We start from the raw sequence: 16925 nt of genomic DNA, 5'->3' as shown, positions 1-16925 counted from the left end.
TTAAACATTGTAGATATGTTAGAAAATAACGAAGAGAAGATAGAAAAGCCAAAATTAGAAGAACAAAAAGTATCAAATAAAGATACCGAAAACGCAGTTAATGAGGTAGAAAATGAGGTAGCCAACGAATCTGAAAAAGCAGATGAAAAACATCAAATACCTATGCTTGATTACGATTCGATGGAGTTGGAAGAATTGGTAGATGAATTAAAAAAGCTATTAAAAAACCATCCAATTCAACAACTGAAATCAAATATAGATGTAATAAAAACAGCATTTAACTCTAAGTTTGGCGCCCTGTTAGCACAAAAAAAAGAAGCATTTTTAGCTGATGGAGGAAATTCTATAGATTTTCAATTTTCTAGTCCAGTAAAAACAGAATATAACAAGTTACTAGGCGAGTATAAAAATAAGAGAGATTCGTACTATTCTCAGTTAGAAAAACAATTAAAAGAAAACTTAGAGCGAAGAAATAATTTAATTGAAGAGCTGAAGTCTTTAATTGAAAATGCTGACCCTAAAACGATGTATAATGATTTTCAAGAAATTCAAAACCGTTGGAAAAGTGTTGGGGCAGTACCAAAAACAAAGTATAACGATACTTGGAGAACATATCATCACCATGTAGAACGTTTTTACGATTTACTACACTTAAACAAAGATTTTAGAGAGTTAGATTTTAAGCATAACTTAGAGGAAAAATTACGATTAATAGAGCGAGCCGAAGCCCTAAATGATATAGAAGATGTTAATGTTGCGTTTAAAGAGTTGCAAGAGTTACATCGTATGTGGAAAGAGGATATAGGTCCTGTATCAAGAGAACATAGAGAAGATGTTTGGGGTAGATTCAGTGAAGCAACTAAAAAAATTCACGACAAGCGTCATCAGCACTACAAAGAATTGAAGTCGAAACATCAAGAAATGATTGAGGCAAAATTAGCGGTTGCTGCAGAAATAAATGCGTACGATACTTCAAATAATAAAACCCATAACGACTGGCAAAAAAGTATTGTAGAAATAGAAAAACTACGTAAAAAATACTTTGACATAGGAAAGCTGCCTTACAGTAAAAGTGAAGCTGTGTGGCAAGAATTTAAAACAGCTACAAAAAAGTTTAACGCAGCAAAAAATGCGTTCTATAAACAAGAAAAAAGTGCTCAAAATGAGAACTTAAAAAAGAAAATGGAATTGGTAGAGTTAGCTGAAAGTATAAAAAATAGCGAAGACTGGAGCGAAACGACCAATACCATGAAGCGTATTCAAGCAGAATGGAAAAAAATAGGACATGTACCTAGGAAGTTTTCTGATGATATTTGGAAACGATTCAAAAATGCTTGTAATCATTATTTTGACAGGTTGCATGACCGTAAAAATGAAGAAAACAAAGAACAACTAGCAGTTGTAGAAGCTAAAAAAGACTTTATAGAGCAAGTAAAAACAGCCGATATCTCAAACGAAGAAGATGTACAAAAAATAGTAAATGACTGGAGAGATTTAGGATCGTTACCAAGGAACGCACGTTACTTAGACGAAAAATTCAACAAAGCAATTGAAACTCATTTAGATACATTAGATATGAGTAAAATTGATATTGAAATGATAAAGTTTAAAGGTATTATAGATACATATTTAACACAAGAAGATTATAGAAAGTTAGATAGTGAGCAGTTTTTTATTAGAAAAAAAATAGATGAAACTGTACGTGAAATGCAACAGCTAGAAAACAACTTGAGTTTTATTTCAAATGCTACAGAAGATAACCCTTTTGTACAAAATGTTCGTAAAGGAATTCAAGAGTTTAAAGATCAATTAGACCTTTGGCAGGAGAAGTTAGACTACTTAAAAAAGTTAGATTATTAATACACTTTCATATACTTATTTAAAAACTCGAACTTCAACAAAGTTCGAGTTTTTTTAGGATCAAAAGAAGTATAGTTAACTCATTATGATTTGTTGTCTTTCTTTCTGTCTTAAACAATATAAATCATATCTTTATATAAAAAGTACTAGACTTTATTGTTTTCAGTTTTTGTGATTCGAAACCTACTACTTTTACTATCTTTAGTCCTTTATTATTATAACTCATGAGGTTAAAAAAAGCAAACGATACACAAACTTTTATGCCTTAGGCTTAGCATTATAAGTTATGAAAAGATTAATCGCAAAATATAGAATAAAATACAGGAACAGTCCATTAAGGTATTTTATCGAAAGGCATCAAAAAGCAGCCTTGATCTTGTTTTTTATAGGAGGTTTTACTTTTGATACCCTTACACTTGCACGAATCGATAGACTTTATGATTTGTCTGTTTTATGCATACACATGATTAGTTTAACCATTACGCTCTATTTATTTAATATGTCTAAAGACGGTAAGTGGAAAGGCACTTTCTTAGAGCGGTTTGAAGACTATTTTCCGTTTGCTATACAATTTTTCTTTGGTGCTCTAACAAGTGCTTATGTTGTTTATTTTTCTAGAAGTGTATCCCTATCTAGAACTGCTTCCTTTTTTGTTATTTTAATCTTTTTGCTTTTTGCCAATGAATTTCTAAAAGAACGTATTTCTAACAAATATTTGCAATTCAGTGTCTACTTTTTTATAAGTCTAACATTCTTTTCGTTCATGATTCCAGTATTCCTTCGAGATATGAACAATAACATATTTATCCTTTCTGGTTTAGTTAGTTTAAGTATCACACTGTTACTCATTATTATCATATACAAGTTAAGTCCGAGCACTCGCACAGAAATACATCTAGGAAAATTATTAGGACTTATTTTTTCTATTTATCTTATAATTAATCTTTTTTATGTGCTTAAGCTTATTCCGCCTGTACCTATGGCTCTACAAGAAGGTATTGTAGCTCATGATGTATCTGTGGTAGATGGCAATTATGAAGTAACGTATGAGGCCAACGATAATTATATGTTTTGGAAAGATTACCGTTCTAAATTTGTTTTTAAACCAGGAGAACGTGTTTACATTTTCTCTTCCGTGTTTGCCCCTACCGCTTTAGAAAAATCTATTATTCATAGATGGGAGTGGTTCAATCCAAAAACTGATGAGTGGCAACATATTGAAGATATTAACTATGAAATCACTGGCGGGAGGGATGACGGTTTCAGGGGCTACAGCTATAAAAGTAATATCATAGAAGGCAAATGGAAAGTAAAAGTCATTACTATTGAAGAACTTATCTTAGGTGTTATTAAATTTGAAATTGTGGTAGATGCCAATAAAGAACCTAAGCATTTAGTAAAAAGGAAATTTTGATTTTTTTGAGTTCTTCAGCATATTAAAAAAAGTAGCCATTTAGACACTTTCTAAAAATTAACAACTATTTTGATGTCATTACATTGATTAGGAGGCTTATTTATTACTGTTTTTCTAATTCTTTGATAAAATAAGAAGGTTTAATCCCTGAAAACTTATAAAAAGCTTTCGAAAAAGCTTCCGCATTTTTAAATCCTACTTCTTCTGCAATGGCTTTGATGGTGTATTTTCTCCATAAAACATCCTTTTTCAATTTCTCTACAGCATAGTCAACTCGAAGTTGATTGATATAATTAGAGAACGAAGCTTTTTTGTACTGATTTACCACTTTAGAGAGGTAACTCGTATTGGTATCTAATCGGTCTGCTAACAATTGTAAGTTGATTTTTGAGTCTAAAAAATCTGTGTTTTTTTCAAAGTCTTGGAGCCCTTTTAACAGTGTTTGAACGAGTTCATCGGCAAGTTCGTGTTTGTTAGTCGTTTGTTGCAGAGGGGGTGTCTCTTCTTTATTGGTAGTTTCCTTTTGATTTACCAATGCCATAAAACGTTTTTTAAAGGTTCTTTTCCGTTGAATTTGGTAACCAATCAATACTAGAGAAAGTAGCAATAAGGAGATATAAATAATTCTGTTTCTTTTAGAATTATGTACTTCGTTTTCGAGTTGTGCTATAATTCGTTTTTTTTCTGAGAGTAAGTTAGGGATGTCGTATTCTTCCGTAAGAGTCTCTTTAATCTTAGTTTTTTCTTGGAGTCTAAATTCTTTTACTTCTAACAACTTATTCAAATACAATAATTGTTTTTCAAGGTTATTATTCTCCTTACTGTTTTTGTATAAGTATTTATAGGTTTCTACTAGGTTTCGATGATACTTTTTTCTTGAATTATATAATGAGTCTGCTTTTAAATGATATAGTAGTGTGTTTTTTGTATCCCTTAAAGAATCGTATTGTACTGCTATAGTGGTATAAATACTTGTTAAGAGGCGATAGTTTTCATCATCGATAATATAGGGGATAGATTTTTTGTAGGATTGAATTGATTTTAAATAGTTTTTTATCTTTTTTTCTATACCTCCTAGTGTAAAAAAAGAATATCCTAACCTGAGGCTATCTCCCATTTTTTTGTACAACTCTACTGCTTTATGACTATAAAAAAGAGCAGAATCAATTTCGTTTAGGCTTATATAAACAGAAGCTATGTTTATTGGAAGAGTTGAAAAATCGTCATGTTTAAAATTAAAATAGCTTTTTTGTTTTGCGAAAGAATACACTTTTTTATTGAGAGCTAATGCTTTTTTAAATTCCCCTATATTATTATAAGCTAAGGCTAAATGATAAAACAACAGATGTTTCAGACTATCATTATCTTTCAAATTCTGTTTACCTAAAGTTAATTCTTTTAATACTTTACTATTTTCACCTCTATGAAAGTAAAACACAGCTTTATTAAGATATATGGCTGTTGGAAAATTTTTAGTAGGTCTTTTTTTAGTTACTTCAATCAACGAATCACAAAAATTTAGATAAATATGTTTATCTTTTAAAATGTCTGCTAATAAATATTTTCCATCTAACATTTCTAGAGTATCTTTTTCTTTTAACGCTTTAGAAAAATACTTCTTAGCATACATAACTGCTTTTAGCGTGTCGGGCTTACTGGCATAAAATAATTCAAATAATTCTTGAAAACTTTTTTGAATTAAGGAGTCTTGCGTTGTATGATTTTGAGAAAAAGTGGTTACACAGCATCCGATAAAAAGGAAGATAAGGACTATTCTTTTCATAAAAATTAATTAGCTAGGCATCAAAAGTACCAAAAAAATGCGATTTACTGTTTTTTTTAAACCGTTAAAAATGAGTTGTCTAATTGTTTTAAGTAGTCCGTTTTTATAAAAACGGACTACAACTAGTTGTAAATAAAGAAAAGATATTGGTTCTTTGAATCACGTAAACAAAGGGTTCGAAACTATAACTTTAATCGAAGGGAAAATTTAGCGAAAAAGAAAACACATCAGATAAAGAACCCTTTTTTCTTTTTTATCAAAAGTAATTGCTCATTTTTTTATAATCAATTACATTTGTGGGTATAAAACAAAACAATAATGCCAACAACACAACAATTAGAAGACTTTACACAACAAGTTCGTAGAGATATCGTGCGTATGGTGCATGCGGTAGATTCAGGACATCCAGGAGGTTCTTTAGGATGTGCCGAATTTTTAACCTGTTTGTACCAAGAAATTATGGACTATTCGACCAATTTCTCTATGGATGGTAAAAACGAAGATTTATTCTTTTTATCGAACGGACATATCTCACCAGTTTATTACAGTGTTTTAGCACGTAGCGGTTTTTTCCCTGTAGCTGAGTTAGCTACTTTTAGAAAATTAAATTCTCGCTTGCAAGGACACCCAACGACACATGAACACCTACCAGGAGTTCGCATTGCATCAGGTTCTTTAGGACAAGGAATGAGTGTTGCTATCGGAGCTGCACAAACAAAAAAGCTGAATAACGATGCAAAAATGGTGTATTCGTTACATGGTGATGGAGAGTTGCAAGAAGGTCAAATCTGGGAAGCTGTGATGTATGCTGCAGCTAAAAAAGTTGACAACTTGATTGCTACGGTAGATGTAAACGAAAAACAAATTGACGGTGCTACCGACGAAGTATTGCCAATGGGAAGTTTAAAAGCGAAGTTTGAAGCTTTTGGATGGGATGTTGTGCAAATCGAAGAAGGAAACAATATAGAAGCCATTTTAACAGGTATCGCTGAAGCAAAATCACGCACAGGAAACGGAAAACCAGTTTGTGTATTGTTACGTACTGAAATGGGTAATGGAGTTGATTTTATGATGCATACACACGCATGGCACGGAAAAGCACCCAACGATGAACAGTTAGAAGAAGCCCTAGCGCAGAATCCTGAAACCTTAGGAGATTACTAAGAAACTCAAAAACAACTGATAATAGTACCAGCGCCATTCCTTTAGTAGGAATGGTGTTTTTTTATGATAATCTTTACAAAAAAGAGTAAGTAATCTCGTAAATTTACGTCTGCAACAATATTTAAAAAATAATCAAACGATACAGATGAGAATAGGAATTGTATGTTATCCTACCTTTGGAGGAAGTGGCGTAGTGGCAACTGAATTAGGAATGGCATTGGCAGATAAAGGACACGAGGTACATTTTATAACTTACAACCAGCCTGTACGATTGGATTTTTTTTCGCACCGCCTGCATTTTCATGAAGTAGTTTTAGAAGAATATCCCTTATTTCAATACCAACCTTACGAATTGGCTTTGTCTAGTAAAATGGTAGAGATAGTGCAAAGATATGAATTAGAGGTACTGCATGTACACTATGCTATTCCGCATGCCTATGCCGCTTATATGGCAAAAAAAATGTTAGAAGAAAAAGGGATTGATATAAAGGTAGTAACAACATTACATGGTACAGATATTACCTTGGTAGGGAGCCATCCAACATATAAAACAGCAGTAGAATTCAGTATTAACAAATCAGATGAAGTTACTGCCGTATCTAACAGTTTAAGAGAAGATACATTACGACTGTTTAATATCGAAAAAGATATTAAAGTAGTATATAATTTTATTGATGGAGAAAAGTACGACAAAGCACATGAAGATGACTGTAAAAGAATTGCTCTAGCGCAGCCAGAGGAGCGGATTTTAACCCATATAAGTAACTTTAGACCCGTAAAACGCACCGATGATGTAATTCGAATTTTTAATAAGGTTCAGAAAAAAATTCCCTCAAAATTATTAATGGTTGGCGATGGTCCTGAGCGATTGAAAGCAGAAAATTTAGTCAATGAACTACAAATAGAAGATAAGGTGTTATTCATGGGGAATAGTACAGAAGTAGCAAAAATTTTATGCTATACAGATGTTTTTTTACTACCCTCTGAGACAGAAAGTTTTGGATTAGCAGCTTTAGAAGCTATGGCGGCAAGTACACCAGTTATTTCTACCAATACAGGAGGCCTGCCTGAAGTAAATATAGAAGGGAAAACAGGTTTTTTGAGCGATTTAGGAGATGTTGATCAAATGGCGGAAAACGCAATTAAAATTTTAAAAGATAAAAATACCTTAGACGAGTTTAAGAAAAATGCAAAGGAGCATATACAACTTTTTTCAATAGATACTATTTTACCTGCGTATGAAAAACTTTATAAAAAATGTTATGTGAACTTATAAAAAGTAGTAAATCATAACTTTATTATATTTTTTAATTAATAAACATATACAATAAAATGAGCTTTCGTGACACAATAGTTAAGTTAAAAGAATCTGCAGAAATACAATGGAATGAGTTTGTAGAACAAATTCCTGAAATAATAGTGGCGATACTTATTATAGTTTTAGGACTGTACATTTCTAAAACCATAGCAACTTTTTTTAGAAAAGTAATTTTCAAAAAAACAAGTGATCCATTAATGACTAATTTTTTGGCAAAAACAATTAAAATTAGCTTAACTATTTTTGTAATAATGATAGCCTTAAAAGTAGCAGGGTTAGGAGGAATAGCAGCAGGGTTATTAACAGCAGCGGGAGCGTCGGCAATTATTTTTGGTTTTGCCTTTAGAGATATTGGCGAGAATTTTATTTCGGGAGTTATTCTCTCATTTAACCGACCTTTTGATGTGAACGATACAGTAATGATAGGAGATATTTTTGGTAGAGTAAAGATGATGGAATTTAGATTTACTAAGTTAAAAACGTTTGATGGTAGAGATGTTTATATACCCAATAGTGACATTATAAAAAAAGCAGTATACAATTATACAGAAGATGGTTATTATCGACTAGATTTTGTTGTAGGTATCGATTATGAAGATGATATAGATATTGCCAAAAAGGTAATTATAGATGCAGTAGTTAGCACAACAGGGGTTATGAACACTGAAGAACATCAATGTTTTGTTACTGTAGATAGTTTGGGAGTTAGTACTGTAAACTTAAAAGTTATTTTTTGGACAAAAACAAAAGAATATAAACGAGGTGCACTAGAAGTTAAAAGTGATGTTATAAAGAATGTTAAAAATGTAATTATTAAAAACGGTTTAAATATGCCAGCAGATATTACAGAAATTAAGCTTTATGGCTCTCAAGATAGCATACCTGTTACTGTAAGTACTACCTCTTAAAAGAAAGGTTTCGTTATAGTTTTAACGTGATTTCAGAATAAGAAAATTCGACGTTGGCTAATAAAAAAAATCAGGGAATTCAGTACATTAAAGTACTTTTTTAAATCTCCCTGTTATTTGTACAACACATACTTTTCGCGCACTTTCTTAAAACTCTCTAAATCCTGCTGCCAACTCGTTTTGATTTCTTTTTCTGATAATCCTTGTTCTATTTGTTGTTGCAGTTTTTTGGTGCCTGCTAATTTGGTAAAAAAAGCATTGAAAAAGTCTTTTTTAGGAGACTGTTTGTAAGCTTTTAACAACCAGCTAAGATTTAGGTTAGCTAAGCGTTGGTGTGTGCTTATATCTTCTCCATAGCACAGTTCTCCCTTATATTTAGGATATTTTGCTCCCTCATTGGGCTGTGGAGTAAAACTAAAATTAGTTTTTTCTAAAAATGGCGAACCATAAATTTGAAATTGCTTGTCAGTGCCCCTCCCAGCAGACACGTTGGTTCCTTCAAAAAAGCACAAACTAGGATATAAATTAATCGAAATATCGTTCGGTAAATTAGGCGATGGTTTTATGGGTAAACTATAAATTGATTGGTGCGTATAATTTTCTAATGGAATTACGGTTAAATCACACTGAACACCATTAGCCAACCATTTTTCTCCGTTAATCATTTGTGCGTATTCACCTATAGTCATTCCATATACCACAGGTACAGGATGCATGCCTACAAAACTTTTGTGTTCAGGCTCTAAAATTGGTCCGTCAATATAGTGCCCATTAGGATTCGGTCTGTCTAGAACAATTACAGGAATAGTTGCCTCGGCACAAGCTTCCATTACATAATGTAGGGTAGAGATATACGTATAAAACCGAGCTCCCACATCCTGAATATCAAAAACAACTACATCTGTGCCTTTCAATTGTTCTGGTGAAGGTTTTTTGTTTTTTCCGTACAAAGAGATAATTGGAATGTTTGTTTTTACATCTTTTCCATCAGCTATGGCTTCACCAGCATCTGCTTTTCCTCTAAAACCATGCTCAGGTGCAAATACTTGTTGCACGTTAATGCCATCGTAATGGTGTAAATAATCTACTAAGTGATGAGTTGTCGTTGCCGACCCCATTACATTAGGTGCGACCTCCGCTCGCTGTAATACGTGTAAAATAGAAGTTTGATTCGCAACAATAGCAATGTTCTTGTTTTTTAAGAAAGGAAGATATTGGTCGATTCTATCAGCCCCTGTTTTAATGGTTTTTGGTTCCTTTGGCTGTATAGTTTCTTTCGTGGTCGATTTTTTTTGCTGGCGTGCACACGAAGAAAGTTGAAAACTGAGTACTAAAAAAAGTAAAAAAACATAAGTAAAGGAAAGCTTCATCTATAAAAAATTAAAAGATAAAGGTACAGATTTCTATTTTTTAAGAACAAAAAAAGTTAATGGTTTAAAACCTGTGTATTCTTCTCTTTCTTTACATAAGAATTGGTTACTTTTGGTTTTGTAAAAATACAACCATTGAACTTCGAATTATTTATAGCAAAACGAATCATTGCTGGCAAGCAATATAAAAGTAGTATTTCTTCACCAATCATTACTATTGCAACGATTGCTATTGCGCTTGGTGTCGCAATTATGTTAATTGCAGTGTCAATTACCTCGGGCTTTCAAAATAAAGTACGTGATAAAATGACGGGGTTTAAAGGGCATATTCAAATTGTTAATTACGATAATAATAATTCCGATGTTTCCACGGTTCCAATAGATATAAATCAAGAGTTTTACCCAGAGTTCAAGAACATTCAAGGAATAAAGAAAGTACAACCTTTTGCAAATGTGGGGGGAATAATTAGAACGCCAACCGATTTTGAAGGAATCATTTTCAAAGGAGTTACTGCCGATTACGATTTTACTTTTTTTAACGAATGCTTAGTCGAAGGGCGTTTACCCAACTTTACGCAAGATAGAAATCGAGAAATTCTAATTTCTGAATCCATAGCAAACCGATTGCATTTTAAACTCAACGATACCATTCAAACCTGGTTTGGATCAGAAAATAGTACCTTAAAGTTTAAATCTCGAAAACCCATTATTGTAGGAATATATAATACTGGTTTTGAGCAGTTTGATAAGATCATGGTGTTAGGTGATTTAAGAGAAGTGCAAAAAATAAACCGTTGGAAAGACAATGAGGTAGGAGGGTTTGAAGTGTTGATTGATGAGTATGACCAACTTCAAGAAAAAGGAAATGAAGTATATACAAACATAGGAGCAACACTAAACAGCATTACAATTGTAAATAACTATCCCACTATTTTTGAGTGGTTAAAATTGTTAGATAACAATGTATGGTTTATCATAGGAATTATGGTGTTGGTGGCAGGAATAAATATGGTAACAGCATTGTTAGTACTCATACTAGAGCGTGTACCAATGATTGGAATACTCAAAGCATTGGGAAGTGTAAACTGGAGTATTCGAAAAATATTTTTATACAATGCCTCTTATTTAATTTTAAAAGGATTGTTTTGGGGAAATCTTATCGGGCTCAGTATACTACTCTTTCAAAAATATACCAAGTTAATAGGTCTCGACCCTGAAACCTATTATGTATCGAAAGTACCTGTAGATATAAATGTATTGGCAATCTTTTTATTAAACCTTGGTACCTTAGTATTGTGCTTTTTAATGCTCGTAGTTCCTTCCTATATCATCACAAAAATCCGCCCTTCAAAATCCATTCGATTTGCTTAGTTTTGCATAACATTTATAAGATATGAAGTACGCAAAAAATATATTAGAAACTATTGGTAATACCCCCTTAGTAAAATTAAATTCAGTAACAAAAGATATAGATGCTTTGGTCTTAGCCAAAGTAGAAACCTTTAACCCTGGTAACTCTGTTAAAGACCGTATGGCATTGAAAATGATTGAAGATGCCGAAGCAGATGGTCGTTTACAACCAGGCGGTACCATTATTGAAGGTACTTCTGGAAATACAGGAATGGGCTTAGCATTGGCAGCAATCGTAAAAGGATACAAATGTATTTTTGTGATTTCAGATAAGCAATCGAAAGAAAAAATGGATATTCTACGGGCAGTAGGAGCAGAGGTAGTAGTATGCCCTACGAATGTAGAACCAGACGACCCTCGTTCGTATTATTCTGTATCGAAGCGTTTAGGAGAAGAAACCCCTAACTCTTGGTATGTAAATCAATACGACAATCCTTCGAATGCACAAGCACATTATGAACAAACAGGACCAGAGATTTGGGAACAGACCGATGGTAAAATTACGCATTTTGTAGTAGGAGTAGGAACAGGAGGAACAGTTTCGGGAACAGCGAAGTTTTTAAAAGAGAAAAATCCAAACATTAAAATTTGGGGAGTTGATACCTACGGTTCGGTATTTAAAAAATACCACGAAACAGGTATTTTTGATGAAAATGAAATCTATCCCTACATTACTGAAGGTATTGGAGAAGATATTCTCCCTAAAAATGTCGATTTTTCTTTGATTGACGGATTTACCAAAGTAACCGATAAAGATGCTGCGATTTATACACGAAAAATAGCGAAAGAAGAAGGTATTTTTGTGGGGAATTCAGCAGGCTCTGCCATTAAAGGATTGTTACAATTAAAAGACGAGTTTACCCCTGATGATGTAATCGTGGTACTATTTCACGACCACGGAAGCCGTTACGTAGGAAAAATGTTTAATGACGATTGGATGCGCGATAGAGGTTTTTTGGAAGAAGAGATTACTACTGCAGAAGATTTGATTAAAGATCATATAGACAAACCTCTGATAACGGTTCAAACAGAAGAACTAGTATCGCATGCCATCGAAAGAATGCGTGCATTTAAAATATCACAAATTCCTGTAAGAGATGCTAACGGATTTGTGGGTTCTGTAGATGAATCGGCGTTATTGCACAGTTACTTAGAGGACAAAAATATAGCAGAAAAGCCTATTAAGGAGGTAATGGGTAAAGCATACCCTACAGTTAAAAAAACAGCTTCTATAGACGAGGTATCGAAGTTAATAACCAAAGAGAATCAAGCAGTTTTAGTAGATTTAGATAACGGAAAGCATCATATTATAACCAAGTACGATATAATTAGAGCTATTTAGCAGCCATACAATGAAAGTATAAAAATCAAAACCCACTCAAACGAGTGGGTTTTGTTAATCAACTAATTCAAATAATTTACACAATGAAAACAATGTTATTTGCTTACAAAATATTCTTTTCAATATCTGTGCCAAAATTATGAATAGTAAGAAATACTTTTCTGCATTTTTAACTATTTGACATTTTTTTAACGTTAAATAGTTAAAAAGTTAAGAATTATCTAATGTTAAAATTAGCTGGCATGCTTATGTGCTTTATAAGAAGAGCGTACCAAAGCCCCGCTTTCTACGTACATAAAGCCCATTTCTAAGCCCAGAGTTTCGTATTTTTTAAATTGTTCTGGTGTTATGAATTCTTTAACAGGTAGGTGTTTTTTACTAGGTTGTAAATATTGACCTATAGTTATAATATCTAATCCTACACCACGTAAATCTTTCATTGTTTGTATGACTTCGTCTTCCGTTTCTCCTAAACCAAGCATAATACCCGATTTGGTACGCATGCCGTTGTCTTTTAAGTATTTTAAAACACCTAAACTGCGATCGTATTTTGCTTGAATACGAACTTCACGAGTTAAACGGCGTACCGTTTCCATATTGTGAGAAACTACTTCTGGAGCTACGTCAATAATACGGTCTAATAATTTTTCATTTCCTTGAAAATCAGGAATTAACGTTTCTAGAGTTGTGTTTGGGTTGGCTCTACGAATTGCTTGAACTGTTTCAGACCAAATAATAGAACCTCCATCTTTTAAGTCATCGCGATCTACCGAAGTAATTACAGCATGTTTAATATTCATTAATTTGATAGAGCGAGCTACTTTTTCGGGTTCATCCCATTCAACCGTGTCGGGTCTACCGGTTTTAACACCGCAAAATCCGCAAGAACGTGTACAGATATTTCCCAAAATCATAAAGGTAGCAGTACCTTCTCCCCAGCATTCACCCATGTTTGGGCAGCTTCCGCTAGTACAAATAGTATTCAACTTATATTTGTCAACAAGACCTCTTAATTCTGTGTATTTTTTACCAACGGGTAATTTTACACGTAACCATTTTGGTTTTTTTGCTCTTTCTGGTGTTGCTAAAGTTTCGTTTGCCATTCCATAAAATTGAACTGCAAATTTACGAAGAAAAGATTTATAAACTAAGTAAAAACCAAATACTAAACCCGAACAAAAAAACAATACCTACAATACTTAAAATACGTAAACCCATATGAGGCCTGTATCTTTTAGGTGTATGTTTTCCTGTAATTAAAACATAATTTAAAATGGCATAAAAAGGTGCTGTTAAGAAAGATAATACAGTAGCTACACGAACGAGAAAAACCATGTCACTCATAAAGAAATATAGAATGATGGTGGTACCTATAAATAGCAAAATTAGCCAAAACCAATACCCTAATTTTCTTTTTTTAGGTAAAAGTAACGTGTACGATTTTGCCATTGCTCTTGGTGAAGCATCTAAAGTTGTAATAGTAGTACTAAACATGGCTGTAAAAGCAGCAGCTCCTATAAATATTGCCGAGAAATCGCCAAGGTTTTTGGTGTATAAATTGATAAGCTGCGAAGCAAAAACAGTCCCTCTGTTAGAGAACGATTCACCAGATTGATACATTACCAAAGCTCCAAGCATCACAAAACAAACACCGAGCGATAGCGCTCCGATATAACCAATATTAAAATCGAAAATAGCTTGTTTAGGTTTTATTCTTTCAAAAGTGGTTTTATCTTTTTCTACCGACCATAACGAATGCCAGATTGAAATATCGAGCGGAGCAGGCATCCATCCAAGAAAAGCAATTAAAAAAGTTACTTGCACAGTTCCGCTAGGTATTATTTGTTGAAAACTAAAGCCTTTGTCTGTTTTAAACAAGGCGATACTCACAGCGACTATAGTACTAATAGTTAAAATAACTATAATATACTTCATTATATTGTCTAAAAACTTGTATTTGCCAACCCCTAAGAATACAGTACTAACAAGCATAATGATAATCGACCACGTAACCAAATCGAAAGAGAGTCCAAAAAGATTAGAAGCTAAGCTAGCAGTAACAATAGTAACTGCTGCCTGTATGGTAAACATGGTGGCAAAATTTAAAATAAAGTAGCTTATTAAAACTCCTTTACCTAGTTTTCTGTAACCATCTAGCAGTGTTTCTCCTGTTGCGCTTGCGTATCGAGGTCCGTATTGAAAAAAAGGATATTTAATAATGTGTACTAATAACAATGCCCAGAGCAGACCAAAACCGAAATCGGCACCAGCTCTGGTAGATTGTACTAAATGAGAAACACCTATGGCTGCTCCGGCAAACAATATTCCAGGACCTAATAGGCTTAAAAAAGATTTTTTCATTGAGGGGAATGGAGTTTAATTGGCTAAGATTAGCTGTTTAAAATATAATTTCAATGCTATAAAAATCTGAATTTTATAGATTTCGCAATTTATGATTTCTTTATTATTTCAGCTAATAATTTTTTTGCTCGTAGTAATTTTACTTTAACATTGTTTATTGGTTCGCCTATCTGCTCAGAAATTTCCTTGTAACTTAACTCTTGAAAATAACGAAGATTGATTACTTCTTGGTATTTTGGTTTTAGTTTTTTAATATCTTTTAAGAGTTTTGCTAAATTTTGTTCGGTAATTATTTTGTCCTCTGGCGAAGGAGCATCGTCAGCAACTGCATAAACCTCTTCTTGCGCCTCTGTTGTTTGAGTGTAAATAGCAGATTTTTTTTTACGAAGTAAATCTATATACACATTTTTTGAAATAGCAATTAACCAAGTTTTAAACTGATAGTTTTCATCGAATGTTTGAATTTTATCAAAAGCTTTAGAAAAAGTTTGAATGGTAATATCTTCAGCATCGTTATCATTTTGAGTTTTCTTTAACTGAAAACCATATACACTTGACCAAAAGGTATCTAACAAATAATTAAAAGATATTTGATTTCCTTTTTTTGCTTGTTGAATATGATAAAGTACTTTTTCTTGATCTATTTCCAATATTAAGGTTTCAAAAGTTTAGTTAAAGATACTAATTTATAATAATTTTGAGTATATCTAAATTAATACAACAACATACGAATATTGATTATAATAACAACTAAAAGTATTTTACCAAAACATACACACTATTGTGTGCCCCAATAAAAAGATGTTTAACATATTGTGTGTACAAAGCAGGAATTCTAAAACTTTCATAACATGTTACTTCTCTGTCAGAATCCCAAGTACAAAAAGTTTACAAGTATAAATATTCCTTATTGGTGTTGAGGTTCGTTACACGTGTCGAACTGGTCTGGAGTTTTGCCACAAAATCCACAAGCCTCACCGCTTTCGTTCAGCATTGGGTTTTGACTAGCACAAGTACCTGCAAATTTACCATCTTTTTTTGCCCAAATTTTAATAGCAATTCCGGCAAATGCTAGTGCTAATAATCCTATGGTAAGAAAAATTAATTTCATGATATAGTGTTTTGTGCTGCAAAGATACAAACTTCCTGTTTTTTCTATATAAAATAAACAGAGAATTGTATGATTGTGACTTTTATAAGTTTAAGTGTCTTAATTGTATAATCAATTAATTTAAAAAACATAGATATGAAAAAATATTTTGCTGAATTATTAGGAACATTTTGGTTAGTTTTTGGAGGTTGTGGTAGCGCTATTTTTGCTGCAGGTTTCCCTGAACTAGGAATTGGTTTTGCAGGCGTTGCATTAGCATTTGGATTAACAGTTTTAACCATGGCGTATGCTGTCGGACATATTTCTGGAGGACATTTTAATCCTGCAGTTACTATTGGTCTATGGATAGGAGGAAAGCACACTGCTAAAGAAGTGGTACCTTACATTATTTCTCAATTAATAGGTGCTTTGTTAGCGGCTTCTTTTTTATATTTAATAGTAAGCAATAGGAGTGGATTCGAATCACTTGGTGGGTTTGCAGCCAATGGTTATGGAGCATTATCGCCAGGAGGTTATACTATAACAGCGGCTTTTGTGACAGAATTTTTATTAACAATGTTTTTCTTGTTAATTATTTTAGGGAGTATACATAAAAATGCACCTAAAGGTTTTGCACCTATTGCAATTGGGTTGGGGTTAACATTAATTCATTTAATTAGTATTCCGATTACCAATACTTCTGTAAACCCTGCACGTTCTATGAGTCAAGCTTTATTTGCTGGTGGTGGATATATATCGCAAGTGTGGTTGTTTTGGGTGGCACCAATTGCAGGAGCAGTTGTAGGAGGTTTTATATATAAAGCGTTGTTTGATAAAGAATAGAATGACATTCAGAAATAGCTAAAGCTTTTAAAAGCTGTATCATTCTCTTTGAATTAAAGGAA

At 32.9% G+C, this 16925-nt stretch carries 14 protein-coding genes; 8 read left to right on the top strand and 6 right to left on the bottom strand.

What is annotated here, in order from left to right:
* Positions 1-15: 15 nt before the first annotated feature.
* Both P8625_RS05170 and P8625_RS05165 read left to right on the top strand, forming a co-directional pair.
* Positions 16-1860 carry a DUF349 domain-containing protein gene (locus P8625_RS05170; RefSeq protein ID WP_279652415.1) on the top strand — a complete coding sequence of 615 codons (1845 nt, stop codon included), beginning with the start codon at positions 16-18 and terminating at the stop codon, positions 1858-1860.
* A 286-nt stretch (positions 1861-2146) separates the two neighbouring features.
* Positions 2147-3274, top strand: a complete 1128-nt coding sequence (locus P8625_RS05165; protein WP_279652414.1) for a DUF2914 domain-containing protein — start codon at positions 2147-2149, stop codon at positions 3272-3274.
* Positions 3275-3377: 103 nt separating this feature from the next.
* On the opposite strand, the gene P8625_RS05160 is transcribed toward P8625_RS05165, so the two are convergent.
* The gene (locus tag P8625_RS05160) at positions 3378-5057 is read right to left on the bottom strand and encodes a helix-turn-helix domain-containing protein (RefSeq protein WP_279652413.1); all 1680 of its coding nucleotides are present in this window, start codon (positions 5055-5057) and stop codon (positions 3378-3380) included.
* 318 nt (positions 5058-5375) lie between these two features.
* Here P8625_RS05160 and P8625_RS05155 point away from each other — a divergent pair, with 318 nt between their 5' ends.
* The 3 genes from P8625_RS05155 to P8625_RS05145 all read left to right on the top strand — a co-directional run bounded on the left by P8625_RS05155 (position 5376) and on the right by P8625_RS05145 (position 8447).
* A complete protein-coding gene (locus tag P8625_RS05155; protein ID WP_279652412.1) occupies positions 5376-6221 on the top strand; it encodes a transketolase in 846 nt (281 codons plus the stop codon).
* A 145-nt stretch (positions 6222-6366) separates the two neighbouring features.
* The gene (gene bshA, locus P8625_RS05150) at positions 6367-7497 is read left to right on the top strand and encodes an N-acetyl-alpha-D-glucosaminyl L-malate synthase BshA (protein ID WP_279652411.1); all 1131 of its coding nucleotides are present in this window, start codon (positions 6367-6369) and stop codon (positions 7495-7497) included.
* 56 nt (positions 7498-7553) lie between these two features.
* Entirely contained in the window at positions 7554-8447 is an 894-nt protein-coding gene (locus tag P8625_RS05145) for a mechanosensitive ion channel family protein (protein ID WP_279652410.1), read from the top strand.
* Positions 8448-8560: 113 nt separating this feature from the next.
* On the opposite strand, the gene P8625_RS05140 is transcribed toward P8625_RS05145, so the two are convergent.
* The gene (locus P8625_RS05140) at positions 8561-9817 is read right to left on the bottom strand and encodes an exo-beta-N-acetylmuramidase NamZ family protein (RefSeq protein ID WP_279652409.1); all 1257 of its coding nucleotides are present in this window, start codon (positions 9815-9817) and stop codon (positions 8561-8563) included.
* Positions 9818-9952: 135 nt separating this feature from the next.
* Between P8625_RS05140 and P8625_RS05135 the strand changes: the two genes are divergently transcribed.
* Both P8625_RS05135 and P8625_RS05130 read left to right on the top strand, forming a co-directional pair.
* Positions 9953-11188, top strand: coding sequence for an ABC transporter permease (locus P8625_RS05135; RefSeq protein ID WP_279652408.1), 1236 nt, complete (start codon positions 9953-9955; stop codon positions 11186-11188).
* 22 nt (positions 11189-11210) lie between these two features.
* Positions 11211-12569, top strand: coding sequence for a pyridoxal-phosphate dependent enzyme (locus P8625_RS05130; protein ID WP_279652407.1), 1359 nt, complete (start codon positions 11211-11213; stop codon positions 12567-12569).
* Positions 12570-12802: 233 nt separating this feature from the next.
* On the opposite strand, the gene lipA is transcribed toward P8625_RS05130, so the two are convergent.
* From lipA to P8625_RS05110, 4 genes are all read right to left on the bottom strand, one after another.
* On the bottom strand, positions 12803-13672 hold the full coding sequence (gene lipA, locus P8625_RS05125) for a lipoyl synthase (RefSeq protein WP_279652406.1): 870 nt from the start codon (positions 13670-13672) through the stop codon (positions 12803-12805).
* A 37-nt stretch (positions 13673-13709) separates the two neighbouring features.
* Positions 13710-14930, bottom strand: coding sequence for an Nramp family divalent metal transporter (locus tag P8625_RS05120; RefSeq protein ID WP_279652405.1), 1221 nt, complete (start codon positions 14928-14930; stop codon positions 13710-13712).
* Between the two features lie 89 nt (positions 14931-15019).
* Complete coding sequence (locus tag P8625_RS05115) at positions 15020-15580, bottom strand: RNA polymerase sigma factor (protein WP_279652404.1); 561 nt, start codon at positions 15578-15580, stop codon at positions 15020-15022.
* A 257-nt stretch (positions 15581-15837) separates the two neighbouring features.
* Positions 15838-16041, bottom strand: coding sequence for a membrane or secreted protein (locus P8625_RS05110; RefSeq protein ID WP_279652403.1), 204 nt, complete (start codon positions 16039-16041; stop codon positions 15838-15840).
* Positions 16042-16176: 135 nt separating this feature from the next.
* Here P8625_RS05110 and aqpZ point away from each other — a divergent pair, with 135 nt between their 5' ends.
* Complete coding sequence (gene aqpZ / locus P8625_RS05105; protein ID WP_279652402.1) at positions 16177-16863, top strand: aquaporin Z; 687 nt, start codon at positions 16177-16179, stop codon at positions 16861-16863.
* The last annotated feature ends 62 nt before the right edge of the window (positions 16864-16925 follow it).

The organism is Tenacibaculum tangerinum (assembly GCF_029853675.1).
Classification (GTDB): domain Bacteria; phylum Bacteroidota; class Bacteroidia; order Flavobacteriales; family Flavobacteriaceae; genus Polaribacter; species Polaribacter tangerinum_A.
Note: the sequence above shows the minus strand (reverse complement) of the source record. Positions and strands in the feature narration are given on the sequence as shown.